Here is a 24,377-nt window from a genome sequence, read left to right on the forward strand (position 1 = left end):
TCTTGCACTTTTGGCCCTCTGATTGCCCGTTTGCAGCCGTTTCGCCCGGGCACAAAGTGCAAGATCGACGCCGCCGGGAGGGGGCGGGGAGGGGGGGTTGGGGTTAAGGGGTTGGGGTTAGGGGGTGTTGGTCCAGCGGGCTTGTTCCAGGAGGTGGATGGCGCGGTCGCGGGCGTCCGGGTCGTCGGTGGCCAGCAGCGCGGTGGCCTCGTCGACCGCGTCGGTCAGCACCCGCCACTGGGCGTCGCGTTCCCGCACCAGGTCCGACTGGGCTGCCAGCTGCCGGGTCTTCACCCACAGCTCGACGAAGACCGACACCTTGGCCCGCAGCACCCACGGGTCGAACGGCTTGGTCAGGTAGTCGACCGCGCCGACCGCGTAACCGCGCAACGCGAGCTGGGCGTCCCGGTCGGCGGCGGTCAGGAAGATGATCGGCACGTGCCGGGTACGCTCGCGCCGCTTGATGTGGCTGGCCGTCTCGAAGCCGTCCATGTCGGGCATCTGCGCGTCCAGCAGGATCACCGCGAAGTCGTCGACCAGCAGCTGTTTCAGCGCCGCCTCACCGCTCTCCACGGCGACCGACTGCACCGGCAGGCCCTGGAGGATCGCCTCCAGCGCCATCAGATTTTCCCGGCGGTCGTCCACCAGCAGCGCCTTCGCCATCTGGGTCACGGACTCTCCTCGGTTCGGCGTCCGCTGATCCAGGACGACATGAGCTCGATCAACTCATCCAGGTCGACGGGCTTGGTGATGTAGTCGCTTCCTCCAGCCGCCAGCGCCGACTCGCGGTCGCCGGGCATGGCCTTTGCGGTGAGGAAGACGATGGGCAGGTCGGCGAACCGGTGGTTGCGCCGGATCTGTCGGGTCGTCTCGTAGCCGTCCTGGTCGGGCATCATCGCGTCCATCAAGACGATGTCCACCTCCGGATGCTCGGCCAGCAGGCGGACGCCGTCCGCCCCGTTGTCCGAGTACAACACGGTCAACCCGTGCAGTTCCAACGCACTCGTCAGCGCGAAGACGTTCCGGACGTCGTCGTCGATGATCAACACGGTGGCGCCGTCCAGCAGCCGGGTGGCCGGCGTGGAGGCCGGCTCGGGCAGCTCCGGCGGCGGCATCAGCAGCGAGGACGGCAGCCCGGCCCGGGCCGGCGACGGCGGCAGCGGCGCGACCACCGCGTCCGGGGCGAGCACGTCCGGCACGAAGAGGGTGAACGTGGAGCCCTGGCCGGGCGCCGACGACACCACGATGCTGCCACCCAGCAGCCGGGCCAGGTCCCGGCTGATCGACAGCCCCAGCCCCGTGCCGCCGTACCGGCGGCTGGTGGTGCCGTCGGCCTGCTGGAACGCCTCGAAGATCAGCGACAGCTTGTCGTCCGAGATGCCGATGCCGGTGTCGACCACCGTGAACGCGATGACCTGCCGCGCGTTGGTCAGCGCCGGTACGTCGAAGACCACGGTGTCGGGCGCCGGTGCGATCCGCAGCGTCACCGCGCCGTTGTCGGTGAACTTGACGGCGTTGGAGAGCAGGTTGCGCAGGATCTGCTGGAGGCGCTGGGCGTCGGTGACCAACGCGGCCGGCAGGTCCTTGCTGATCCGCACCTGGAAGTCCAGGTTCTTCTCCTCGGCCTGCGGCGCGAACGCCTGCTCCACGTAGCCACGGATCTCGTCGAACCGGACCTCGGTGGGCTCGACGTCCATCCGGCCCGCCTCGATCTTGGACAGGTCCAGGATGTCGTCGATCAGCGACAGCAGGTCGGAGCCGGCCCCGTGGATCGTCCGGGCGAACTCGATCTGCTTCGGCGTGAGGTTCCGCTCCGAGTTCTCGGCCAGCAGCCGGGCCAGCAGCAGCAGCGAGTTCAACGGCGTACGCAGCTCGTGGCTCATGTTGGCCAGGAACTCCGACTTGTACGCCGACGCCCGGGTGAGCTGCTGGGCCTTGTCCTCCAGGCCGAGCCGGGCCAGCTCGATCTCCCGGTTCTTCGTCTCGATGTTGCCCTTCTGTTCCGAGAGCAGTTGCGCCTTGTCCTCCAGCTCGGCGTTGGTGCGCTGGAGTTCGGCGGACTGCTCCTGCAACTCGTGGGCGAGCCGCTGGGACTGCGCGAGCAGCTCCTCCGTACGCCGGTTGGCCTGGATGGTGTTGACCGCGATGCCGGTGGTCAGCACGAGCCGCTCCAGGAACGACAGGTGCAGCTCGGAGAAGGCCGCCACGCTGGCGAACTCGATGACCCCGAGCAGCTCGCCCTCGAAGAGGACGGGCAGCACGACCAGGTCGGTCGGCGGGGTCTCGGCGAGCCCGGAGCGGAGCATCAGCTTCCCGTCCGGCGCCCCGCCCATCCGGATCGTGCGGCGGGAGAGGGCGGCCTGGCCGACCAGTCCCTCGCCCGGGCCGAAGGTGACCTCGTGGCCACGGGCGACGTAGCCGTACGAGGCGGTCAGTCGCAGCCGCATCACCCCCTCGGAGGTGTCCGCCAGGAAGAACGCGCCGAGCTGCGCGTCGACCAGCGGGGTCACCTCCATCATGATCATGCGGCAGACCTCGCCGAGGTCGCGCTGCCCCTGGAGCAGGCCGCCGATGCGGGCCAGGTTGGAGTCGAGCCAGCCCTGCTCGGCGTTCTTCTTGGTCGTCTCCCGCAGGGTGACGATCATCTGGTTGATGTTGTCCTTCAGCTCGGCGACCTCGCCCTGCGCCTTGACCGCGATCCGCTGGGTCAGGTCGCCCCGGGTCACCGAGGTGGAGACCTGCGCGATGGCGCGCAGCTGGGTGGTGAGGGTCGAGGCGAGCTGGTTCACGTTCTCGGTGAGGTCCCGCCAGGTGCCCGAGACGCCCTTGACCTGGGCCTGACCGCCCAGCTTGCCCTCCGTACCCACCTCGCGCGCGACCCGGGTCACCTCGTCGGCGAACGACGACAGCTGGTCCACCATCGTGTTCACCGTGGACTTCAGCTCCAGGATCTCGCCCTGCGCGTCCACCGTGATCTTCTGCGAGAGATCGCCCTTCGCCACCGCCGTGGTGACCGAGGCGATGTTGCGCACCTGCGACGTCAGGTTCGACGCCATCGAGTTCACGTTGTCGGTCAGGTCCCGCCAGGTGCCCGAGACGCCCTTCACCTGGGCCTGACCGCCCAGCTTGCCCTCCGTACCCACCTCACGGGCCACCCGCGTGACCTCGTCGGCGAACGACGACAACTGGTCCACCATCGTGTTCACCGTGGACTTCAGCTCCAGGATCTCGCCCTGCGCGTCCACCGTGATCTTCTGCGAGAGATCGCCCTTCGCCACGGCGGTCGAGACCTGGGCGATGTTGCGTACCTGGGCCGTCAGGTTCGACGCCATCGAGTTCACGTTGTCGGTCAGGTCCCGCCAGGTGCCGGCGACGCCCCGCACCTGGGCCTGACCGCCCAGCTTGCCCTCCGTACCCACCTCACGGGCCACCCGCGTGACCTCGTCGGCGAACGACGACAACTGGTCCACCATCGTGTTCACCGTGGACTTCAGCTCCAGGATCTCGCCCCGGGCATCCACCGTGATCTTCTGCGACAGGTCACCCTTCGCCACCGCCGTGGTGACCGAGGCGATGTTGCGCACCTGCGACGTCAGGTTCGACGCCATCGAGTTCACGTTGTCGGTCAGGTCCCGCCACGTACCCGAGACGCCCTTCACCTGGGCCTGACCGCCCAGCTTGCCCTCCGTACCCACCTCGCGCGCGACCCGGGTGACCTCGTCGGCGAACGACGACAACTGGTCCACCATCGTGTTGACGGTGTTCTTCAGCTCCAGGATCTCGCCCTGCGCGTCCACCGTGATCTTCTGCGACAGGTCACCCCGGGCCACCGCCGTCGAGACCTGGGAGATGTTGCGGACCTGGCTGGTCAGGTTGCCGGCGAGCTGGTTGACGTTCTCGGTCAGGTCACGCCAGGTGCCGGAGACGCCGCGCACCTGGGCCTGACCGCCCAGCTTGCCCTCGATGCCCACCTCGCGCGCCACCCGAGTGACCTCGTCGGCGAACGACGACAACTGGTCCACCATCGTGTTGACGGTGTCCTTCAGCTCCAGGATCTCGCCCTGCGCCGCCACGGTGATCTTCTGCGACAGGTCGCCCCGGGCCACCGCCGTGGAGACCTGGGCGATGTTGCGCACCTGGGCCGTCAGGTTCGACGCCATCGAGTTGACGCTGTCGGTCAGGTCCTTCCAGGTGCCGGCCACGTTCGGCACCTCGGCCTGGCCGCCCAGCTTGCCCTCGGTGCCCACCTCCCGGGCCACCCGGGTCACCTGCTCGGCGAAGAGCCGCAGGGTGTCGGTGAGGTAGTTCATCGTGTCGGCCAGCTCGGCGACCTCGCCCCGCGCGCCGACCGTGATCTTCTGCGACAGGTCGCCCTTTGCCACCGCCGTCGCCACCTGTGAGATCGACCGCACCTGGCCGGTCAGGTTCGACGCCATGGTGTTCACCGAGTCGGTGAGGTCCTTCCAGGTGCCGGCGACGCCCCGGACGTCGGCCTGGCCGCCCAGCTTGCCCTCGGTGCCCACCTCCCGGGCCACCCGGGTGACCTCGTTGGAGAAGGACGAGAGCTGGTCGACCATGGTGTTGACCGTGCGACCGATCCGCAGGTACTCGCCGCGCAGCGGCCGGCCGTCGATCTCCAGGGCCATGTGCTGGGAGAGGTCGCCGTCGGCGACCGCGACGATGACCCGGGCGATCTCGGTGGTGGGCCGGCCCAGGTCGTCGATCAGCGAGTTGACCGCCCGCTGGCCCTCGGCCCAGGACCCGTCCAGGCCCTCGTCGTCCAGGCGCTCGGTGAGCCGGCCGTCCCGGCCGACGATCCGGCTGATCCGCCGCAGGTCGAGGTACTGCCGCTCCTGGAGCGACACCACCTCGTTGAAGGCGTCCGCGACCTCACCTGCCTGCCCCGCCCGGCGGGGCAGGCGGACCTTGAGGTCACCCCGGCGGACCCGCCGCAACGCCTCGGTGAGTTCACCGAGGAGCGCCTCGTGGTCGGACGCGGAGGGATCCGCGGTCGCCGACTGTTTCGCCGTCATCATTCCTCGCTCAGCTCGGGGTCACCGACTCCTGCCGACGCCGGCCATCCCATCATTGTGCCCGCGTCCGCCTCCACGCCACGAACGCGTGGCCGGTCGCCACGCCCGGGCGATGGCCCGGCCGCCCGTCCCGACCGGCCGTTCCGGCCGCGGGCCACCGCCTCGCCACGGGCCGGAGGTCGACAGCAAGGCCCGGCTCCCTTCGCCCCGTTCATCCGGTTCCGGCGGGCCGGCGCCACGCCCGACGAGCGGCCGGTCCCGGGCATCGGCTTGGCACCCGTACGGACGGCGGTGGAGGATACGGGGGTGTCAGCGGAGGCGGGGCCCGCGGCGACCGGGGGCCGAGACGAGCACGTCCGGCGCGTCCGGCTTCCCGCCGACCGCCGTACGCCAGCCGCGGCACGGGCCCTCGTGCGGTCCGTGCTGACCGAGGCCGACCTGGACGAGCTGGCCAACGAGGCCATGCTGCTGACCACGGAACTCTCGACCAACGCGGTGGAGCACGCCCGCACCGAGCTGGACATCGAGGTGATCGCCGACGCGGGCGGGCTCACCGTCACCGTGTCCGACTTCGCGGGCGGCCCGGTGGAGGAGCTGACCGTCGGCGTCCGCAACGCCGCCACGGACATCAGCGAGGTCTCGGAACGCGGTCGCGGGTTGCTGCTCGTCGACCACTTCGCGAGCCGCTGGGGCACCACCTACCTGCCCACCGGCAAGGGCGTCTGGTTCCGGCTGGACCGGCCCGGCCCGGCGACGGGCGACCGGAACGCGGCGGCCACCCGGCTTGCGCTGCCGGGCGTGGCGACCCCCGGGGGCGGCGCCGCCATGGCCCCGGAAGGTTCCGCGCCGAGCGCCGGGGCGATGAGCGCGCTGATGCAGACCACCCCCGATCCGTACGCCGAGGATCCGCTGCCCGAGTTCGCGACCAGCCTGCTCACCCGGGTGGCGGAGATGGTCGGCGCGGCCGGCGGGCTGGTCCGGCTGGACCGGGGCGACGGACAGGGCATCCAGGTGCTGGCCCGGTACGGTCGCCAGCCCCGGCCCGGCAACGAGCTGCTTCGGGTGCCGCTGGCCGTGCACCGACCGTACGCCGGCGAACTGGAGCTGGACGCGGCCCCCTCGGCGTACGCCCGCCCGCTGGCCGTGCTGACGGCCGAGCGGCTCTCGCTGCACCTGGAGAACGACCGGCTGCGCCGGTCGGACATCCGCCGCCGGGCCTGGCTCACCTTCCTCGCCGAGGCCAGCGAACTGCTCGCGCAGTCGCTGGACGTCGAGTTGACCATGGCGCTCGTCCCGCAGCTCGTGGTGCCCCGACTCGGGCAGTGGTGCGCGGTGCACACGACCGACGAGTGGGGCCGGCTGCGCCTCGCGGCGGCCAGCCACGCCGACGAGTCGGTGCTGCCCCAACTGCACAAGGTGCTCCAGGAGACCGGCCCGGACTCGGTCCAGGCGCGGCTGCGCGAGGTGTCCCGCAACGGCATCCAGACACCGCTCGGCGCGCCGATGGAGGGCTTCGCCCTGCCGCTGATCGCCCGGGGCCAGCGGCTGGGCACCCTGGCCGTCGGCCGGCACCAGCGGCACCGGCACGACCCGGACGAGATCGCGGTGGTGGAGGACGTCGCCCGGCGGGCGGCGCTGGCGATCGAGAACGCCCGGATCCACGCCGAGCGCCGGCGGGTCGCGCACACGCTCCAGCAGTCGCTGCTGCCACCGGCGCTGCCCGTGGTCGAGGGCATCGGCTTCGCCGCCGAGTACGTCCCGACCGGCGGCGACGTCGACGTCGGCGGCGACTTCTACGACGTGGTGCCGCTGCCGGACGGCCGCTGGCTGGTGGTGATCGGCGACGTCTCGGGCAAGGGAGTGCACGCGGCGACGGTCACCGGCCTGGTCCGCGACGTCATCCGGGTGCTGGTGGGCGACGGCAAGCCGCTGCCGGAGGCGCTGGCCCGGGTGAACGAGACGCTGTTCGAGCGGGGTGGTGGGCGCTACTGCACGCTGGCGCTGGCGGCGGTCGGCCCCGGCGACAACGGCCAGCTCGAGGTCTCCCTGCACCTCGCCGGCCACGACCGGCCGGTGCTGGTCTCCGCCGGCGGCCGGGCCCGTTTCGTCGGCACCGGGGGCACCGCGCTCGGCCTGCTCGACTCGATCGCCTCACCGACGGCGGTGGTGCCGCTCGACCCGGGCGACTCGCTGATCTTCTACACCGACGGGGTCACCGAGCGGCGGCGCGGCCGGGAACTGTTCGGCACCGAGCGGCTGCGCGACGCCGCCGCCCCGCTGGCCGGCTACTCGGCCGAGGTGATCGCGGCCCGGCTCCGCTCGACGACGATCGGCTTCTCGGCCGAGGCACCCCGCGACGACATCGCCATCCTGGTGCTCCGCAACGAGGCCACCTGAACGCGCAGACGCTTGACGCCGGTCGTGCTCGCCCTGACCTTCCCGCGCCGCCCACCTCCCGCGATCTTGCACTTTCAGCCCCCGAGTTGAGCGAGATGCCCCATTCGTCCGGGCAAGAAGTGCAAGATCGCGGGGCGCAGGGCGCGCGGGGCGCGGGGCGCGGGGCGCGCGGGGCGCGGGGCGCGGGGCGCGCGGGGCGCGCGGGTGGACCGTCACAGGCCGCCGGGGAGGCGGCCCGGGGCGAGACGGTGGTGCGGGTCGAGGTGCTCCTTCGCGGAGCGCAGCCGGGCGAGCCCGGCCAGCTCGCCCCACAGGTCGACGGCCCGGCGGACGGCCGCCGGCGCGTTGACCACCACGCACCGGCCCTGGCGGGCGAGCAGCACGCCCCGGACGGCGGCCAGGATCGAGGCCACCCGGTCGGCGGGCAGGGCGCCGGGCAGGGCCGCGTGCACCACGCCCAGGCCGGCGGAGCCGCGCACCGGGACGGGGGTGCCGGCGGCGTCGCGCAGCGCGTAGACGGCGGCGTGCAGGTCGGCGATCGGCACCTCGATCCGCAGCGCCGTGTCGCCCGGGCCGAACGGGTAGCGCCGCCACCACTCCGGTGCCGAGTGGCCGGCCTTCGCGCCACCGCCGAGCAGCGTGACGAGCCGGTCCGCGCGCTCGGCGACGTCGGCCGGCCCGCCCTCCAACAGCACCACCAAGCGACCGGCGCCCACCGGGCCGGCGAGGGTGCGCCCCGTCATGGACGGGTGACGCGCCATCGCCTCGGCCCGGGGGCCCTGGCGCGGCCGGGGTCCCGCGCCGGCCGGCAGGTCCAGCTCGACCGCCGCCGGGTCGAGGCGTGCGGCGAGGACGGTGCGGACCAGGTCGTGCACCTCCAGCGGGGTCCAGACCGGTCGGCTGACCCAGACCCGGCTGGCGGGGACGGCCTGCACCCGCAGGGTCGCGGACACCAGCACACCGAGCGCCCCCTGCGACCCGCAGAGCATCCGGGCCAGTTCCGTCCCGGCGGCACCGCCACCGGCCTCGACCAGCTCGCCGTCGGCGTCGAGATAGCGCAGCCGGACGAGCTGGTCGCAGGGGCTGCCGTGGCGGTGCCGCAGGGGCCCCGCCTCGCCGGCCGCGAGCACCCCGCCGAGGGTGGCACCGGGCGAGGGGGCGTCGAGCGCCAGGCGCTGCCCGGTGCGGTCGAGCGTGGCCTGCACGGCGCGCAGGGGGGTGCCCGCTCCCACCTCGGCGGTGGGCGCCCCCACCGGCTCGTGCCCGATCCCGGCGAGCCGGCCGGTGTCGAGCATGATGTCGACCCGGTCGGGGGCGCCGCCCCAGTCGATCTTCGTGCCGGCGCCGCGCGGCACCACCGTCAGGTCGTGCCGGGCGGCCAGCCGCAACACCTCGGCGGCGGCCCGGGTGCCGCCGGGGACGGCGACCCAGCGGGCCGGGCGGCCGGCCACCTCGTCGGCGGGGCCGGCGAAGCGGGCGAAGGGCGGGCCGCAGATGTCCGTCAATCGCCTGGTGATGTCGAGGGCTCCGGGCCGGTCCGTGGAACTCGCTGCAGCCGCCATGCGGTCATCGTACACATGTTCGAAAGGTGCGCTGGCGCGTCGCCGTCGAGGCGGCGCGGCGCGCGGCGGGCGGCCGGTAACGTGGCGCCGTGACCACCGAGACCCCCGCGCCCACGGCGAAGCGGGTGCCCAGCGAGCGCACCCACCACGGCGACACCGTCGTCGACGAGTACGCCTGGCTCACCGCCAAGGACGACCCCGAGACGGTCGCCTACCTGACCGCCGAGAACGACCACACCGATGCCCGCACGGCGCATCTCGAAGGGCTGCGCGGCGAACTGTTCGAGGAGACCCGCCGGCGCACCCAGGAGACCGACCTCTCGGTGCCCGCCCGCAAGGGCGGCTACTGGTACTACGCCCGCACGGTCGAGGGCCAGCAGTACGGCGTGCAGTGCCGCCGGGCGGTCCGGGACGGCGAGACGGAGCCACCGGTCAGCACCGACGGCGCGCCGCTCGACGGCGAGGAGGTGCTGCTCGACGCCAACCTGCTCGCCGAGGGGCACGACTTCTTCGCGCTGGGCGCGCTCGACGTCAGCCCGGACGGGCGGTGGCTGGCCTACTCCACCGACTTCTCCGGCGACGAGCGGTTCACGCTGCGGGTCAAGGACCTGACCACCGGCGAACTGCTGCCCGACGAGTTGCCCGAGGTCTTCTACGGCGCGGCCTGGTCCGCCGACGCCTCGGTGCTGTTCTACGTGACGGTCGACGAGAGCTGGCGGCCCAACCGGGTCTGGCGGCACACCATGGGCACGCCGTCCAGCGAGGACGTGGTGGTCCACCAGGAGGACGACGAGCGGTTCTGGGTCGGCGTCGAGCTGAGCCGCTCGGAGCGGTTCATCCTCATCGACGTGCACAGCAAGATCACCAGCGAGGTCCTGGTGATCCCGGCCGGCAACCCGACAGGCGTGCCCGCGTCCGTGGCGCCCCGGCGGCAGGGTGTGGAATACGCGGTCGAGCACCACGGCCACCGGTTCCTGATCCTGCACAACGACGGCGCGGAGGACTTCGCGCTGGCGTACACCTCGGCGGACGCGCCCGGCGACTGGGTCCCACTGATCGAGCACTCGCCCGGCACCCGGCTGGAGGCGGTGGACGCCTTCGCCGACCACCTGGTCGTCTCGCTGCGCACCAACGGGCTGACCGGGCTCCGGGTGCTGCCCGTCGGCGGCGGCGACGCGTACGACATCGACTTCCCGGAGCCGCTCTACAGCGTCGGTCTGGACGGCAACCCGGAATACCGCACCGGGCAGATCCGGCTCCGCTACACCTCGCTGGTCACCCCCGACTCGGTCTACGACTACGACCTGGTCACCCGCCAGATGGTGCTGCGCCGCCAGAAGCCGGTGAAGCCCGGGCCGGACGGGCGGGCGTACGACCCGGCCGACTACGAGCAGCACCGCGACTGGGCGCTCGCCGACGACGGCACCCGGGTGCCGATCTCGCTGGTCTGCAAGGCCGGCACGCCGAAGGACGGCTCGGCTCCCTGCGTCATCTACGGCTACGGCTCGTACGAGGCCAGCATGGACCCGTGGTTCTCCATCGCCCGGCTGTCCCTGCTGGACCGGGGCGTCATCTTCGCCGTGGCGCACATCCGCGGCGGCGGCGAGCTGGGCCGCCGCTGGTACGAGCAGGGCAAGCTGCTGGCCAAGCGGAACACCTTCACCGACTTCGTCGCCTGCGCCCGGCACCTGGTCAAGGCCGGCTGGACGACGGGCGACCGGCTCGTCGCCCGGGGCGCCTCGGCCGGCGGGCTGCTGATGGGCGCGGTCGCCAACCTCGCCCCGGACGCGTTCGCCGGCATCGTCGCGCAGGTGCCCTTCGTCGACGCGCTCACCTCGATCCTCGACCCGTCGCTGCCGCTGACCGTCACCGAGTGGGAGGAGTGGGGCAACCCGCTCGCCGACCCGGAGGTCTACGCGTACATGAAGTCCTACACGCCGTACGAGAACGTGCGGGCGGTGGACTATCCGGCGATCCTCGCGGTGACCAGCCTCAACGACACCCGCGTGCTCTACCACGAGCCGGCGAAGTGGATCGCCCGGCTGCGGGCGGTCGCCCCGCAGGGCGACTACCTGCTCAAGACCGAGATGGGCGCCGGCCACGGCGGCCCCAGCGGCCGCTACGACTCCTGGCGGGAGGAGGCGTTCATCAACGCCTGGATCCTCGACCGCCTCGGCCGCGCCTGACCCCGCGTCAGGAAGGGCACCTTGTTATCGGATTCTGCATAGGAAGGTGCCCTTCCAAACGCTCTCGGCAGAGCGCGCCCAACACACTCAGCGGAGCACGCCCGCCAGCACCGCCGGGTCCACGTTGCCGCCGGTGACCACGGCGACCGTACGCCCCGGCGGCAGCTCGGCGGCGTGGAACAGCCGGGCGGCCACGGCCACCGCGCCGCTCGGCTCCACGACCAGACGGGCGTCGGAGACCAGCCGGCCCATCGCGGCGCGGATCTCGTCCTCGGTCACCGTGACGATGCGGTCGAGCCGGGCCCGCAGGTGGGCGAGGGTCAGGTCGGACGGCGGCAGGCGCAGCCCGTCGGCCATCGTCCGGTAGGTACGTTCCTCGCCCCAGACGACCACCGCCCCGGCCGCCAGCGACTCCCGGGCGTCGGCGGCGAGTTCCGGCTCGACGCCGATCACGGTCGCCGCGGGCCGCAGCGCCGTGACCGCCGTCGCGACGCCCGAGGAGAGCCCGCCGCCGCCCACCGGCACCAGCACCACGTCGACGTCGGGCAGGTCCTCGACGATCTCCAGCCCGACCGTGCCCTGCCCGGCGACGACGCGCCGGTCGTCGAACGGCGGCACCAGCACCGCGCCCGTCGTCGCGGCGATCCGCTCCGCCTCCGGCCCGCGTTGCGGGGGTGGCACCAGCACCACCTCCACACCCAGCGCCCGGATCCGGTCCACCTTGGCGGCCGGGGCGCCCTCGGGCACCACGATCCGGCACGGCACCCCGGCCGCGCGGGCCGCGTACGCCAGGGCGAGGCCGTGGTTGCCGGAGGAGTGGGTGACCACCCCGCGCGCCCGCTCCTCGGGCGTCAGCCGGGCGACCGCGTGGGTCGCGCCGCGCAGCTTGAACGATCCCACCGGTTGCAGGCTCTCCGGCTTGAGCCACAGCTCCGGATCCCATCCGGTGCGCAACAGCGGGGTACGCGACACGATGCCCGCGATGTCGGCGGCGGCGTTTCGGACGTCGTCGATCGAGACCAGATCCATCGGCCCATCCTGCCCGATCGCGCGGCCGGTCAGTCGAGGCAGAACTCGTTGCCCTCGGGGTCGGCCATGACGATGTGGCCGGCGCCGAGCGGGGGTTCGGGCTCGTGCCGCCGGAGCCGGGTGGCGCCCCGGGAGACGAGCCGCTCGGCCTCGCCCTCCAGGGCCGCCATCCGCGCGTCACCCTCAAGCCCGGGGGCGGCCCGCACATCGAGGTGTACGCGGTTCTTGGCCCGCTTCCCCTCCGGTACCCGTAGGAAGAACAGCCGTGGCCGGGAGCCCTCGGGGTCGACCAGCCCCGAGGCGTCGTTGCGGTTCTCGGGCGGCACGCCCATCGCCTCCAGCGCCTGCTCCCACGACTCGAAGCCCTCGGGCGGGGCCTGCAACCGGTAGCCGAGGACGTCGGCCCAGAACGCCGCCAGCCCGGCCGGGTCGGCGCAGTCGAAAGTTATCTGGACGTCGCGCGCCATCTCAGTTCGCCTCCTGTCGGGTCTGCCCATGAGTGTGCAGGTGGAGGTCGCGCAGCAGGCACACTTCGGACAGGTGGTGGATCAGCTCGCGGTTGATGTGCAGCACCAGCTCCGCCAGGGAACGCTCGGCGTACGGCCCCTCGGCTTCCCCGCAGCGCCGGGCGAGGCCACTCTCGCCGAGGGACTCGACCCCGGCCTGCCAGGTGGCGTACTCCGTGTCGAGCTGGGCCAGCGCCGCTTTCGCGGTCGGGGCGTACTCGAACGACTGGTAGTCGGTGGGCGCGCGACCGAAGTGCGCGGCGTTGCGCACCGCGAGCACGCCGACGATCACGTGCCCGAGTCGCCAGGCGATCGTCGTGATCGGTTCCGGGTCGGGCGCCGGCATCGCGAAGTCGATGGTCATCGCGCCGGCCCCCGCCTGCACCGGCGCGGTGCCGGTGCCGCGCGGGCGCACGTTCCAGCAGTCGGGTACCGGCTCCCAGAAGTACTCGTCGTCGGTGAGCCCGTCGAGGCGATCGCGTAGCTGGTTGGCCCAGTGCCAGTCGAGCTGCTCTCGCAGCAGGGGGTTCCACGTCTGCTCGGTCATGGCCCCAGCCTCCCGTGAATAGCGGACAGGATCGTTCCGTTATCCGTGTAACGATGAACCGGTGACAGTGGAGGCGACGACCGAACGGGTGCTGCGGTTGCTGGCGCTGTTGCAGCGGCGGCCGTCCTGGACCGCCACCGAACTGGCCGCCGAGCTGGGCGTCACCGACCGCTCGGTCCGCCGCGACGTGGAGCGGCTGCGCGCGATCGGCTACCCCGTGCACGCGACGGCGGGCGTCGGCGGCGGCTACCAGCTCGGCGCGGGCAGCCGGCTGCCGCCGCTGCTCCTCGACGACGAGGAGGCCATCGCGACGGCGGTCTCCCTGCGGCTGGCGTCGGGGGGCACGGTCGCCGGGGCCGGCGAGGCGGCACTGCGGGCGCTCGCGAAGCTCGACCAGGTGATGCCGGCCCGGCTGCGCGCCGAGATACGGGCCGTGCACGGCGCCACCGAGACCCTTGTCGGCCCCGGGGTCGAGATCGACGCGGAGCTGCTGGTGACGCTCGCGCGGGCCTGTCGCGACGCCGTACGGGTCCGGTTCCGGTACGCCGGCCGCGACGGCGGGGAACGCGAGCGCACGGTCGAGCCGGTGCGGATGGTCACCACCGGCCGCCGCTGGTACCTGATGGCCTGGGACGTCGACCGCGCCGACTGGCGCACCTTCCGGCTGGACCGGATGCGCGAGGTGACGGCGACGACCTGGCACTTCCGGGCGAGGGAGCATCCGGACCCGGTCGCCTACGTGCACCGCGCCGTGACCGCGGCGCCGTACCGGTATCTCGCCCGGGTGCGACTGCACGCCCGGCCCGAGCAGGTGCGGCAGCTGATCCCGCCCCAGGTGGGGCGCGTCGAGGACGACCGCGACGGGTGGTGCGTGCTCGCCTTCGGCGGGGAGAACCTGGACTGGCTCGCCCTGCACGTGGCCCGGCTGGGGTTCGAGGCGGAGGTGCTGGATCCTCCGGAGCTGCGGGAGGCCGTCGTCCGGCTCGCCCACCGCCTCGCGGCGATGGCCGGGCCGGCCGGCGGGAGCACCTAGACTGCCGAGGTGACCGGGGCCGGCGAGATGGACGACGACGAGCCGGCCGAGGGCGTACCGGCGTCGGGTTGGCGGGCGGCGGCGCGCGACCGGCGGGTCTGGGCGATCCTCGCGGTGGTGGCGTTCCTGCTGGTGTGCTGCTGTTCCGCCGCGGCCGGGACGCTGCTCGCGCTCTCCGCCGGCCTGTTCACCGCCGGCTGACCGCGCCAGCGTCAGAAGGGCGCGCGTCCCCGCGGCCCGACCAGCGCGGCCGCCTCGCCGGTGCGCACCATCCGCTGCCAGCGCAGCCGGTTGCCGACCAGCGCGGTGACCACCGACTGCACCACCACCAGGTACATCACCTGCCGGTAGATCAGCTGTTGGAACGGCAGGCTCCACAGCGGACCGGGACGTTCCCGGTCCAGCCGCAGCGCGTACGCGGCGGTGACCGCCTGTAGCAGCAGCAGCCCCGCCCAGGCCAGCACCAACGTCGACCAGGGCAGGAACAGCAGGCCGTAGACGGCGTAGACGTCCACCGCCGGGGCGGCCAGCGGCAGCACGATCTGGAACACGGTCAGGTACGGCAGGCCGCGCCGACCGAGCCTGCCGCCCGCGCCCCGCTCGCGCAGCGCATGCCGGTGCTTCCACATCGCCTGCATGGTGCCGTAGCACCAGCGGTAGCGCTGCCGCCAGAGCTGCCGCAGCGAGGAGGGCGCCTCGGTCCAGGCGATGGCCGCCTCCTCGTAGACCACCCGCCAGCCGGCCCGCAGCACCTTCATGGTGAGGTCGGTGTCCTCCGCCAGCGTGTCGGAGGGCACCCCGCCGACGGCGAACAGCACCTCGCGGCGGAACGCGCCGATCGCGCCGGGGATGGTCGGCATGCACTCCAGCACGTCGTACATCCGGCGGTCGAGGTTGAAGCCGATCACGTACTCCAGGTGCTGCCAGCGGCCGAGCAGCCGGCGCCGGTTGGCGACCTTGGTGTTGCCGGAGATCGCGCCCACGGTCGGGTCGGCGAAGCTCTGCACCAGCCGGCGCACGGTGTCCGGCTGGAAGACGGTGTCGCCGTCCACCAGCACCAGCAGGTCGGCGCGGGCGGCCCGGATGCCGGTGTTCAGCGCCGCCGGCTTGCCGGCGTTGGCCTGCCGGATGACCCGCACCCCGCGCAGGCGGAGCCGCTCGACGATCCCGGCGGTGTCGTCGTCGGACCCGTCGTCCACGACGATCACCTCCAGCGTGGGGTAGTCGCTGGCCGCCAGCGACCGGACGGTCGCGGCGATGTTCGCGGCCTCGTTGTAGGCCGGCACGATCACCGACACCGGGGCGGTGACCGTCGGCGGCAGCCGCCTCGGCCGGCGTACCCGCCGCACGTGCACCTGGGCGCAGACCACCTGCACGACCAGTCGGGCCACGCCCAGCACCAGCGCGACCCCGAGCAGCAGGTCCATCGCCCCGGCCAGCCAGCCGGCGCCGGCCTGCGCCCACCGGAGGGCGTGGCCGCCGAGCCGGCTGCCCCCACCCGCCGGCACCATGGAGGCCGGCGCGTCGATCCCCTCCGAGACGGTGGTGAACCGGTAGCCCTGCCGGGTCAGGGCGGGCAGCAGCCGGTCGAGGGCGGCCACCGTCTGGGCCCGGTCGCCGCCGCCGTCGTGCATCAGCACCACCGCGCCGCGCCCCTGCCTCGGGGAGGCGGCCTGCACGATGGCCGACACGCCTGGCCGCTGCCAGTCCCTGGTGTCCAGGTCGGCGAGCACGGCGACATGCCCGGTACCGGCGGCGGCGCTCAGTGCGGCGTACTCGGGGCTGGTCAGCGCCGACGGGTGCGACGAGAACGGCGGCCGGAGCAGGGTGACCTCGCGGCCGGCCGCACCGGCGACGGCCTTGCGGGTCAGCGAGAGTTCCAGGTTGCGCCGCCAGTCCGGGGCGGAGCCGAGGTCGGCGTGGGTGAAGCTGTGCGAGCCGATTTCGTGCCCCTCGGCGAGGATCCGGCGGACCAGCGCGGGGTGCTCGTTGACCCGGGCGCCGACCACGAAGAAGGTGGCGTGCGCGCCGTGCCGGCGCAGCGCGTCGAGCACCTGCGGCGTCCATCGCGGGTCGGGTCCGTCGTCGAAGGTCAGCGCGATCGTCCGGTCGGGCATGGCGCGGCTGACCGGCCGATCCTGGTCGAGCCGCAGCACCGGCCCGCCGGTGACGACCTCCTTCGGCACCGCCGGCCCGGCGGACGTGTCGGTCCGTGCCCCGCCGGAGCCACCGGCGAGCCCGGTCACCAGGCCGTTGACGGTGAGCGCCGCCAGCAGCAGCGCCAGCCCGAGCAGGAGCAGGACCCAGTGCGCCCGCGGGTCCGGGCGGGCGATGTGCCGCCCCACCGCTACCTCGGCTTGCCCGGGGACCGGCTGGGCTTCGCGGTGCGCCGCTCGTCGCCTCGGCCCGGCTCGTCCGACCGGCTCGGCCGGGCGGTTGGCACGCCGGTTACCCGGACGTCGCCGACCGTGCGGGTGGGCACCGGAACCGGGGTGCTGGTCTCTGGCGACAGACGGGGGCCGGTCGGCGAGGCGCCGCCCAGCTTGCCGCGGCCGTCCGCCTCGGCTTCGCGTGGTGCCGCCGGGCGGGTGTCCGACCAGCCGGGCACCGACACCGACGAGTCCATGAAGAGGCCGGCGGCCACCAGACCGAAGCTGGTGAGCAGGCCCAGACCCATCGCGATGCCGGCGATCACCGTGAGCCGGCGCCGCCGTCCGGTGCGGTCGACGAACACCGGCGTTCCGCCCGGCTGGTTGTGCATCCACTGACTCCCGCTGCCGCACACGCCGGAGGCCGTTCTGCCCCCGGCCGGCCCGTCGGCCGGGCCTCCACAGCGAACAGCGTGCGCGTGACCGCCGGCGTTACGTCGGCACCGCTCAGGTCGTCCGCAGCTCCTCGACCGTCGCGCCGGCCCGCAGGAACAGCAGGCCGACCCCGACCGTCACGAGCACCGCGGCCAGCGCGCCGCCGCCGAGCGCCGCCAACTGTTCCAGGGGTACGTCGACCGGCACGGTCACCTCCGGCTCCGCGACGATCCGGGTGTACCGCTGCCGCGTGGCCGGATCGGCGCAGAGCTGTGCGGCGGCGTCGCAGACCTCGTGGTACGAGTAGCTGCTCGGCGGCCGGAACATCCCCCGGGCCAGCAGCAGGCCGACGGTGAGCGCGACGGCCACCGCCGGCACGGCCGGCGCCAACGACTGCCAGGCGATGGACCGGCCGAGCGTGCGCCGGGGCACCCCGGTCGCCACCAGGGTCGCGTACGTGCGTCGGCGGGCCGTGATGCCCTCCACCAGCGCGACGGCCAGCCCACCGGCGGCGACCGCCACCGCCACCGCCACCGTCAGGTCCACCAGGTCCATGGTCCGCAGGTAGAAGTCGCCGCCGGCCGACCCGCCGTCAGTCCGTCGGTTGAGCTTGTTCGAGGCGACGAAGTACTCCCGGAGCCCGGCCGCGCCCGCGCCGAGGAGCACCGCCGCCAGCAGGGTGGCGAAGGTGCGGCTGCCCGCCCACGGGTCGGCCATCAGCCGGCGGGCGGCGAGTAGCGCGGCCGGCCCCCGGGCGTGGCGGTGCAGCACCCGGCCGGCGGTCCAGGAGATCCAGCCGGTGCCGACCACCACCCCGACCAGCGCGGCCAGCCCGCCGCCGATCAGCAACGTCGGCACCAGCCAGGACGGCGGGTCGTCCGCGCGCCGGGCGTACCAGTTGGTGACCGGCTCGATGGCGACGAAGGCGGCGAGCCCGACACCGATGAGGAGGCCCGCCCAGGGGCGGGGACCGCGTTCCCGGCGGTGCGTACGCAGCACGCCGAACGGGGTGGCGCTCACCCGGCGCAGCATCAGCGCGGTGGCCAGCGCCGCGACCACCGGGAGCCCGAGCAGCACGGCCGCCAGCGCGCCCGTCGACGGCAGCACGTCGGTGGGTAGGGCGAGCCGGCCGTCCGCGCCGGGCCGGTCCCACAGCTCCCGGCCCGCGAAGTAGACCGACGCGCCGACCAGCGTGCCGAGCAGGCTCGCCAGGCCGGTCTCCAGCACCGCGATCCGGGTCACCTGCCCCGGCGTCGCGCCGGCCAGCCGCAACGCGGCCAGCCGGCGGTCCCGCGCCGGGGCGCCGAGCCGGGCGCACTGCCCGGCCAGCGCCAGCACCGGGATGGTGAGCAGGAGCAGGGCGAAGGCGGTGCCGCCGCGCAGCCCCGGCTCGACGAGCAGCGGGTTGGCGTACTGCTGCGACCAGCGGTTGCCGTTGCTCTCGGTGGCGGGCGGCGTGGGGATCGCCAGCACAGTGAGCGCGGCCAGGCCGACGAGGGTGGCCAGGGTGGCGCTGAGCGCGGTCAGCGCCACCCTGGCGGTGTCCGTACGGGTGCCGGCCAGGGCGAGGCGGATCAGCGTCGACGGCCTCACCGGCGGGCGCCCGGCAGCGGGACGTCGAGGCCGAGCCCGGTGTGGTCCACCATGCCGTCGCGGAGCAAAATCTCGCGGTCGGCGTACGCGGCGATCTGCGGTTCGTGGGTGACCAGGACGACCGTGGTCCGCTGCTCGCGGGCGAGCCGGACCAGCTGGGTGAGCACCTGCTCGCCGGTGAGGGTGTCGAGTGCGCCGGTCGGCTCGTCGGCGAAGAGCACCCGGGGCTCGGTGACCAGGGCCCGCGCCGTGGCGCAGCGCTGTTGCTGCCCGCCGGACATCTCGCCGGGCCGGACGTCGGCCAGCTCGGCCACCCCGAGCCGGTCCATCCAGGACAGCGCCGCCGTCCGCGCCTCCCGCCGCCCCGTGCCGGCGAGAAGCAGCGGAAGGGCGACGTTCTCCGCCGCGGTCAGCTCGGCGACGAGCTGGCCGAACTGGAAGAGCACCCCGAACTCGGTGCGCCGCAGTCGGGACCGTGCCGCCTCGGACCAGGTGTCGATCCGGTGCCCGTGCCAGGTCACCTCGCCGGCGTCGGGGCGGAGGATCCCGGCGAGGCAGTGCAGCAGGGTGGACTTGCCGCAGCCGCTCGGGCCGGTCACGGCGACGATCTCGCCCTCGGCGACGTCGAGGGTGACGCCGCGCAGGGCGGGTGTGCGCCCGTAGGCCTTCACCACGCCGCGAGCCTGGAGTTCCGTCACGAGTGCACCTCCCGGTGCCAGTCGGCGACCCGGTCCAGCGTGGTCCGCAACCACCGCAGGTCGGCGTCGAGATGGGCGATGGCGAAGTCGGCCGCGACGACGTCGTCGAGGCTGGCCGAGGGCGCCGTCTTCACCGCGGTCAGCTCGCGCAGCCGCTCGGTGTGGGCCTGCCGCTGGGCGACGAGGTAGGCCCGGGCCCGGTCCGCGTCGGCCACCAGCAGCGCCACGACCACCTTCGCGAAGAGCGTGCTGGCGACGTACGGCATCGGCGGCTCGACCTCGGCGAGCCACCGGTCCAGCGCGGCCCGGCCGTCACCGGTCAGCGCGTAGGCGGTGCGGTCCGGGCCGGCCTCGCGTTCCTGCCCGGCCGGCGCCACCAGACCGTCCCGCTGCAACCGGCCGAGGGTCGCGTAGACCTGCCCGAACGCCAGTGGCCGGGCCCGGGGCAGGCGTTCGTCGTGGGCCCGCTTGAGCTCGTAGCCGTGCCGGTTGCCGGCGGCGAGGAGCCCGAGCAGAACGTGCGGTGTGGACACCCCGGTCACTATTCATCGAGTGAATAGCTGCTGTCAAGGAGGCCCGCGCGGCGTGGCGCCGCGCGGGCCTCCGGACTGTCCGCTTCAGGCGCCCGCCGACCAGCCGGGGTCCCGACCGGTCAGGGCGAGCAGGCGGTCGATCTCCGGAGCACCCGACGGCGACGTCCCCACCGGCTCCCCGAAGACGCCCGACTCGCGGGCCGCCGCCCCCATCTGCTCGACGAGGTCGTACAGCGGGGGTAGCACCTCCGGCGCGGGCCGGAACGGCTGCCCGGTGGCGACGGCCAGGTCCCAGGCGTGCACCGTCACGTCGAGCAGCACCATGGCGCCGACCGTCTCCTGCGGCAGCCCCATGCCGGGCGAGACGCCCTCCAGCGCTGCCGGATCCGACCACGCCTCGACCAGTTTCGCGGTCTCCGCCTCGAACCGGTCCCGCCAGCCCTCGGCCAGGTGGTCGGGCTTCTCCGCCCACTCCGGCTGCCGCCTGGCGGCGAGGGCCTGGAAGTTGACCACCACGTCGTAGAGGTGGTTGAGCAGGTCACGCACCGCGTACTCGCTGCACGGCGTCGGCAGCTCCAGTTGGTCGTCCGAGACGCGCCGGACCACCGCGACGGCACGGGGCGCCGCGGCTGCCAGCAGCTCGCTAATCTTCGTGGCCATGGGGCCAGCGTAAGAGGGCGGTCTTGAAGAAATGCGACACCAGCCGCGCCGCGACAGCCGGGGAATCCTGGACCCCCACCGGTTGATGCGGGACGTCCGGTTCCGTCGCCGGCTGCCGGCCACCGCGCTGCGGTGCTACGTGGAGCACTACTGGCTCGTCGACTGGGAGCTGACCGGGTCCTTCGCGCAGCAGGTGGTGCCACACCCGGCGGTGAACGTGGTCTTCGCCCGGCACGACGACGCCCTGGAGACCGCCGAGGTCGCCGGCGTCGGGCAACGGCTGTTCTCGATCACATTGGCGGGCACCGGCCGGGTCTGCGGGATCCAGTTCCGCCCCGGCGGTTTCCGGCCGTTCTGGCGCCGGTCGGTCGCCGAGCTGACCGGCGTGCGCCGGCCGCTCACCACGGGGCCGTCCGCCGCCGTCGGGGGCAGCGCCGCCGGCCCCGGCCCGGTCTGCGCGGGTACGGACGACGAGCGCTGCGCCGCCCTGGACGCCGTCCTCACCGCCTGGGCGCCCGAACCGGACCCGGTCGCCGACGAGGTGATCGCGCTGGTCGAGGAGATCCGCGCCGACCGGAGCATCCTGCGGGTGGACGACTTCGCCCGACGCCACGACAGCTCGGTCCGCCGGCTGCAACGACTCTTCCTGGAGTACGTCGGGGTCGGTCCCAAGTGGGTCATCCGGCGCTACCGGCTCCAGGAGGCGATCGAGCAGGCCGCCGACGGGCCGCAGGACTGGGCGGCGCTCGCCTCCGAGCTGGGCTACAGCGACCAGGCCCACCTGGTCCGGGAGTTCACCGCCGTCGCCGGGGTCTCCCCGGCCGCGTACGCCCGCTCGCTCCGCTGACCCGCGCCCCGGCCGCCGAGCGGTTAGGAAGGGCACCTTCCTATGCAGAATCCGTTAACAGGGTGCCCTTCCTTACACCTCAGCGGCGGCGGAGGGCGACCACGGCCACGTCGTCGTGGATCTCCGGCGGGGCGAGTTCGACCAGGAGCCGCGCGCAGAACCGGTCCAGGTCGTCGTCGACCCGGGCGGCGGCCGTGGCCAGGGCGGCCAGCCCGTCGTCGATCGTGGCGTCCCGCCGCTCGATCAGGCCGTCGGTGTAGAAGACCAGGGTCGCCCCGGGCGGCAGCACGAACTCCAGGTCGGGCGGCCGGGGTGCCCGGACCCCGAGCAGCGGGGCCGAGTGCTGCACGAACTCCACCTTGCCGTCCAGGCTGAGCACCGGCGGCAGGTGGCCGGCGCTGGCCAACCGGATCCGGCCGGTGGGCGGGTGCAGCAGCAGCAGGCAGATCGTGGCCAGCTCGGCGGGGAGCAGGGTACGCATCAGCTCGTTGACCCGGTGCAGGATCTCGCCCGGCGGATGCCCCTCCACCGCGTACGCCCGCACCGCGTGCCGCAGCTCGGCCATCACCGTCGCGGCGTGCAGCGAGTGGCCGGCCACGTCGCCGATCGCCAGCAGCAGGTGGCCGTCGAGCACCACCAGCTCGTAGAAGTCGCCACCCACCTCGGTCTGCGCGCTCGCCGGCTCGTAGCGGACGGCCAGGTCGAGCCCGTTGATCTCCGGTAGCCGGCGTGGCAGCAGGCTGCGCTGGAGGGTGACCGCGATCCGGTGCTCCTCGTCGAAGGAGCGTTGCGCCTCCACCGCCGCCGCCACCGCCTGGGCGAGCTGTCGCAGCACGGGGGTGCGGGCGGTCTGCGTGGCGGTGGGCACGACGACGTAGAGCGGCGGGCGGTCCTCCCGCAGCCGGGCGGCGGCCACCGTGACCGGGCCACCCGCCGGCCAGTCCACCAGCCCCCAGGCGGCCGGCTCGTCCACCCGGACCGTCGTCCCGGGCGGCACCCCGGTGTCGTCGACGACCCAGGGGACGATCGTCGCCGTGGCGTCGGGACCGCCCGCGACGCCGGCGACGCAGTCGCCGTCGAACGTCTCGGCGACCACCGCGGCCGGGCTCTTGAAGATCTGCGCGGCACCGGACGCCGCCGCCTCCAGCAGGCCCGCGAGGTTCGGGGCGGAGTGCACCGCCATGGTGGTGTCGGCCAGCCCGAGCAGCCGCTCGGCGAGCAGTTCCGCACGCTGCCGGGCCCGGTAGTACCGCAGCACGGCGTGGGAGGTGGCGACCAGTTCCTCCGGCTCGATCGGCTCCGCCAGGTACGCGTCCGCGCCCCGGGTCAGCCCCTGCGCCCGGTCCACCACGTCCACCGCGTGCGCGGACACGTGGATCACGGGCATCGCCGGATGCGCCGCCTTGATCCGTTCGCAGACCTCGAACCCGTTGATGTCGGGCAGCCGCACGTCGAGCACCACGAGGTCGATCGGATCGACCCCGACCCGGGTCAGCGCCTCGCCGCCGGTCTCCGCCTCCAGCACCGTGAAGCCCGCCCGGGAGAGCCAGCTCACCAGGAGGTAGCGCTTGGTGGGGCTGTCGTCGACCACCAGCACTGTCGCCGGGCCGCCCTCCACCGTCACGCACCACCCACCGGCAGGGTGACCGTGAACGTGCTGCCGCGGCCGGGCTCGCTGGACACCACCAGGCTGCCGCCGAGCAGGGTCACCAGCCGTCGCGCGTACGGCAGGCCGAGGCCGGTGCCGCCGACCCGCGTCGGGCCCGGCACCTGGTAGAACTCCTCGAAGATCCGCTCGTGCAGCTCCGGAGGGATGCCCGCGCCGGTGTCGGAGACCGACAGCAACCAGTGGTCGCCCCGCCGTTCCGCCCGCAGCCGCACCTCCCCACGCTCGGTGAACTTGAGCCCGTTGTGCAGCAGGTTGCGCAGCACCTGGGCGAGCAGCACCTCGTCGCTGCGCAACGTCGCCGGGGCCGGCGGCTCCTCCACCACCAGCTCCACCTCGGGCCGGGTGGCCAGGGCCCGCAGCGTGCCGCGCAACTGACCGAAGACCGGCCGCAGGTCGACCTCGGTCCACTCCGGCTCGATCCGGCCCGACTCGGCCTTCGCCAGGTCGAGCAGCTCGTTTACCAGCGTGAGCAGGTCGCTCGCCGAGGAACGGATGAGCCCGACCTGCCGGGACTGCTCGGCGGTGAGCGGGTCGGAGGCGGAGTCGCCCAGCAGCCGGCCGAGCCCGATGATCGCGGTGACCGGCGCCCGCAGCTCGTGGCTGACGTTCGCCAGGAACCGGCTCTTCGACTCGCTCGCCGCGCGGAGCTGGGCGGACTTCTCGTCCAGCTCGGCGTAGAGGGCCACCACGCCGAGGTTGGTCGCCTCCAGTTCCTCGGTGAGCTGGTTGTAGAGCGCCATCACGCCCCGGTTGGTCTCGGCCAGTTCGTCGTTCAGCACGGCCAGCTCGTCACGCTGGCTGCGTACCTCGTCGAGGGCGGCGATCAGTTGGGTGTTCTGGGCGGCCAACTCGTCCAGGGCGCTGCCCGGGGCCTTCCCGCCGAGCTCGGTGCGTAGCTCGGCGAGACGCTCGGGGGTCAGCGCCGCTGCGGCGACCGGGACACGACGGGACATCCTTACGACCGTATCCCCCTCCCCGGCCACAACGCCCAACTTGTCCACCAACCGTGCCACCGCGCCCGACTGCGGCTCGTACCGCCCGTCCGGCAGCGGGCGCGCCGGGACGAGGTCCACCTGCAGGTGGCGCCTGTTGCCGGCGGGATCATCGACGACGGCGAACGTCACGTCCGCCCCGCCGGCCGCGCGCAGCAGATCCCGGGCCACCTCGCTGAGGGCCGTGGCCATGCGTACCTGGTCCTGGTGCTCCAGGCCCACCGCGGCGGCGACCTCGCGGCCCCGCTGCCGGACCAGGAAAATGTCGTTTTCGACCCGCAGCGCCAT

19 protein-coding genes are annotated in these 24,377 nt (G+C 73.7%); 5 read left to right on the plus strand and 14 right to left on the minus strand.

Features of this window, described 5'->3' with window-relative positions; translation table 11 throughout:
- Positions 1 to 117 precede the first annotated feature (117 nt).
- Together ABZ809_RS00260 and ABZ809_RS00265 are read right to left on the minus strand one after the other, a co-directional pair.
- Positions 118 to 672: a response regulator gene (locus ABZ809_RS00260; protein ID WP_357560139.1), complete on the minus strand. Its 555-nt coding sequence runs from the start codon at positions 670 to 672 to the stop codon at positions 118 to 120.
- A complete protein-coding gene (locus ABZ809_RS00265; protein WP_357560140.1) occupies positions 669 to 5,036 on the minus strand; it encodes a HAMP domain-containing protein in 4,368 nt (1,455 codons plus the stop codon). Before ABZ809_RS00265 ends, ABZ809_RS00260 begins: the two co-directional genes overlap by 4 nt.
- Before the next feature lie 303 nt (positions 5,037 to 5,339).
- On the opposite strand from ABZ809_RS00265, the gene ABZ809_RS00270 reads away from it, so the two are divergent.
- The gene (locus ABZ809_RS00270; protein WP_357560141.1) at positions 5,340 to 7,430 is read left to right on the plus strand and encodes a SpoIIE family protein phosphatase; all 2,091 of its coding nucleotides are present in this window, start codon (positions 5,340 to 5,342) and stop codon (positions 7,428 to 7,430) included.
- A gap of 212 nt (positions 7,431 to 7,642) precedes the next feature.
- Here the strand turns inward: ABZ809_RS00270 and ABZ809_RS00275 are convergent, their stop codons facing one another.
- Entirely contained in the window at positions 7,643 to 8,992 is a 1,350-nt protein-coding gene (locus ABZ809_RS00275; protein ID WP_357560142.1) for an FAD-binding oxidoreductase, read from the minus strand.
- Between the two features lie 89 nt (positions 8,993 to 9,081).
- On the opposite strand from ABZ809_RS00275, the gene ABZ809_RS00280 reads away from it, so the two are divergent.
- The gene (locus tag ABZ809_RS00280) at positions 9,082 to 11,178 is read left to right on the plus strand and encodes a S9 family peptidase (RefSeq protein ID WP_357560143.1); all 2,097 of its coding nucleotides are present in this window, start codon (positions 9,082 to 9,084) and stop codon (positions 11,176 to 11,178) included.
- 87 nt (positions 11,179 to 11,265) lie between these two features.
- Here ABZ809_RS00280 and ABZ809_RS00285 read toward each other — a convergent pair whose 3' ends face one another.
- The 3 genes from ABZ809_RS00285 to ABZ809_RS00295 are packed head-to-tail and all read right to left on the minus strand — an operon-like array spanning position 11,266 to position 13,260.
- Positions 11,266 to 12,207: a threonine/serine dehydratase gene (locus ABZ809_RS00285; protein WP_357560144.1), complete on the minus strand. Its 942-nt coding sequence runs from the start codon at positions 12,205 to 12,207 to the stop codon at positions 11,266 to 11,268.
- Positions 12,208 to 12,236: 29 nt separating this feature from the next.
- Positions 12,237 to 12,674, minus strand: coding sequence for a VOC family protein (locus ABZ809_RS00290; protein WP_357560145.1), 438 nt, complete (start codon positions 12,672 to 12,674; stop codon positions 12,237 to 12,239).
- A gap of 1 nt (position 12,675) precedes the next feature.
- A complete protein-coding gene (locus ABZ809_RS00295) occupies positions 12,676 to 13,260 on the minus strand; it encodes a DinB family protein (RefSeq protein ID WP_357560146.1) in 585 nt (194 codons plus the stop codon).
- Between the two features lie 61 nt (positions 13,261 to 13,321).
- On the opposite strand from ABZ809_RS00295, the gene ABZ809_RS00300 reads away from it, so the two are divergent.
- Positions 13,322 to 14,293: a YafY family protein gene (locus ABZ809_RS00300; protein ID WP_357560147.1), complete on the plus strand. Its 972-nt coding sequence runs from the start codon at positions 13,322 to 13,324 to the stop codon at positions 14,291 to 14,293.
- Between the two features lie 9 nt (positions 14,294 to 14,302).
- Positions 14,303 to 14,494 carry a hypothetical protein gene (locus ABZ809_RS00305; RefSeq protein ID WP_357560830.1) on the plus strand — a complete coding sequence of 64 codons (192 nt, stop codon included), beginning with the start codon at positions 14,303 to 14,305 and terminating at the stop codon, positions 14,492 to 14,494.
- 11 nt (positions 14,495 to 14,505) lie between these two features.
- Here ABZ809_RS00305 and ABZ809_RS00310 read toward each other — a convergent pair whose 3' ends face one another.
- From ABZ809_RS00310 to ABZ809_RS00335, 6 genes are all read right to left on the minus strand, one after another.
- Entirely contained in the window at positions 14,506 to 16,638 is a 2,133-nt protein-coding gene (locus ABZ809_RS00310; protein WP_357560148.1) for a bifunctional polysaccharide deacetylase/glycosyltransferase family 2 protein, read from the minus strand.
- Positions 16,639 to 16,640: 2 nt separating this feature from the next.
- Positions 16,641 to 17,054 (minus strand): hypothetical protein, encoded by a 414-nt coding sequence (locus ABZ809_RS00315; RefSeq protein WP_357560149.1) that lies wholly within the window; start codon positions 17,052 to 17,054, stop codon positions 16,641 to 16,643.
- Positions 17,055 to 17,169: 115 nt separating this feature from the next.
- Positions 17,170 to 18,690, minus strand: coding sequence for an FtsX-like permease family protein (locus ABZ809_RS00320; protein ID WP_357560150.1), 1,521 nt, complete (start codon positions 18,688 to 18,690; stop codon positions 17,170 to 17,172).
- A complete protein-coding gene (locus tag ABZ809_RS00325) occupies positions 18,687 to 19,388 on the minus strand; it encodes an ABC transporter ATP-binding protein (protein WP_357560151.1) in 702 nt (233 codons plus the stop codon). The genes ABZ809_RS00320 and ABZ809_RS00325 overlap by 4 nt, the downstream gene beginning before the upstream one ends.
- Positions 19,385 to 19,921: a PadR family transcriptional regulator gene (locus ABZ809_RS00330; RefSeq protein WP_357560152.1), complete on the minus strand. Its 537-nt coding sequence runs from the start codon at positions 19,919 to 19,921 to the stop codon at positions 19,385 to 19,387. The genes ABZ809_RS00325 and ABZ809_RS00330 overlap by 4 nt, the downstream gene beginning before the upstream one ends.
- Positions 19,922 to 20,005: 84 nt before the next feature.
- On the minus strand, positions 20,006 to 20,581 hold the full coding sequence (locus tag ABZ809_RS00335; protein ID WP_357560153.1) for a TIGR03086 family metal-binding protein: 576 nt from the start codon (positions 20,579 to 20,581) through the stop codon (positions 20,006 to 20,008).
- 31 nt (positions 20,582 to 20,612) lie between these two features.
- Here ABZ809_RS00335 and ABZ809_RS00340 point away from each other — a divergent pair, with 31 nt between their 5' ends.
- Positions 20,613 to 21,428, plus strand: coding sequence for an AraC family transcriptional regulator (locus ABZ809_RS00340; RefSeq protein WP_357560154.1), 816 nt, complete (start codon positions 20,613 to 20,615; stop codon positions 21,426 to 21,428).
- A 79-nt stretch (positions 21,429 to 21,507) separates the two neighbouring features.
- On the opposite strand, the gene ABZ809_RS00345 is transcribed toward ABZ809_RS00340, so the two are convergent.
- Together ABZ809_RS00345 and ABZ809_RS00350 are read right to left on the minus strand one after the other, a co-directional pair.
- Positions 21,508 to 23,046 carry a SpoIIE family protein phosphatase gene (locus tag ABZ809_RS00345; RefSeq protein ID WP_357560790.1) on the minus strand — a complete coding sequence of 513 codons (1,539 nt, stop codon included), beginning with the start codon at positions 23,044 to 23,046 and terminating at the stop codon, positions 21,508 to 21,510.
- A 2-nt stretch (positions 23,047 to 23,048) separates the two neighbouring features.
- On the minus strand, positions 23,049 to 24,377 hold the full coding sequence (locus ABZ809_RS00350; protein WP_357560791.1) for a sensor histidine kinase: 1,329 nt from the start codon (positions 24,375 to 24,377) through the stop codon (positions 23,049 to 23,051).

This window comes from Micromonospora sp. NPDC047074 (assembly GCF_040643815.1).
Taxonomy (GTDB): domain Bacteria; phylum Actinomycetota; class Actinomycetes; order Mycobacteriales; family Micromonosporaceae; genus Micromonospora.

Coding starts and splice junctions, on each gene's coding strand:
- ABZ809_RS00340 (WP_357560154.1), top strand. CDS start 20,613: ATGCGACACCAGCCGCGCCGCGACAGCCGGGGAATCCTGGACCCCCAC.
- ABZ809_RS00265 (WP_357560140.1), bottom strand. CDS start 5,036: ATGATGACGGCGAAACAGTCGGCGACCGCGGATCCCTCCGCGTCCGAC.
- ABZ809_RS00275 (WP_357560142.1), bottom strand. CDS start 8,992: ATGGCGGCTGCAGCGAGTTCCACGGACCGGCCCGGAGCCCTCGACATC.
- ABZ809_RS00290 (WP_357560145.1), bottom strand. CDS start 12,674: ATGGCGCGCGACGTCCAGATAACTTTCGACTGCGCCGACCCGGCCGGG.
- ABZ809_RS00335 (WP_357560153.1), bottom strand. CDS start 20,581: ATGGCCACGAAGATTAGCGAGCTGCTGGCAGCCGCGGCGCCCCGTGCC.
- ABZ809_RS00315 (WP_357560149.1), bottom strand. CDS start 17,054: ATGCACAACCAGCCGGGCGGAACGCCGGTGTTCGTCGACCGCACCGGA.
- ABZ809_RS00295 (WP_357560146.1), bottom strand. CDS start 13,260: ATGACCGAGCAGACGTGGAACCCCCTGCTGCGAGAGCAGCTCGACTGG.
- ABZ809_RS00350 (WP_357560791.1), bottom strand. CDS start 24,377: ATGGCGCTGCGGGTCGAAAACGACATTTTCCTGGTCCGGCAGCGGGGC.
- ABZ809_RS00285 (WP_357560144.1), bottom strand. CDS start 12,207: ATGGATCTGGTCTCGATCGACGACGTCCGAAACGCCGCCGCCGACATC.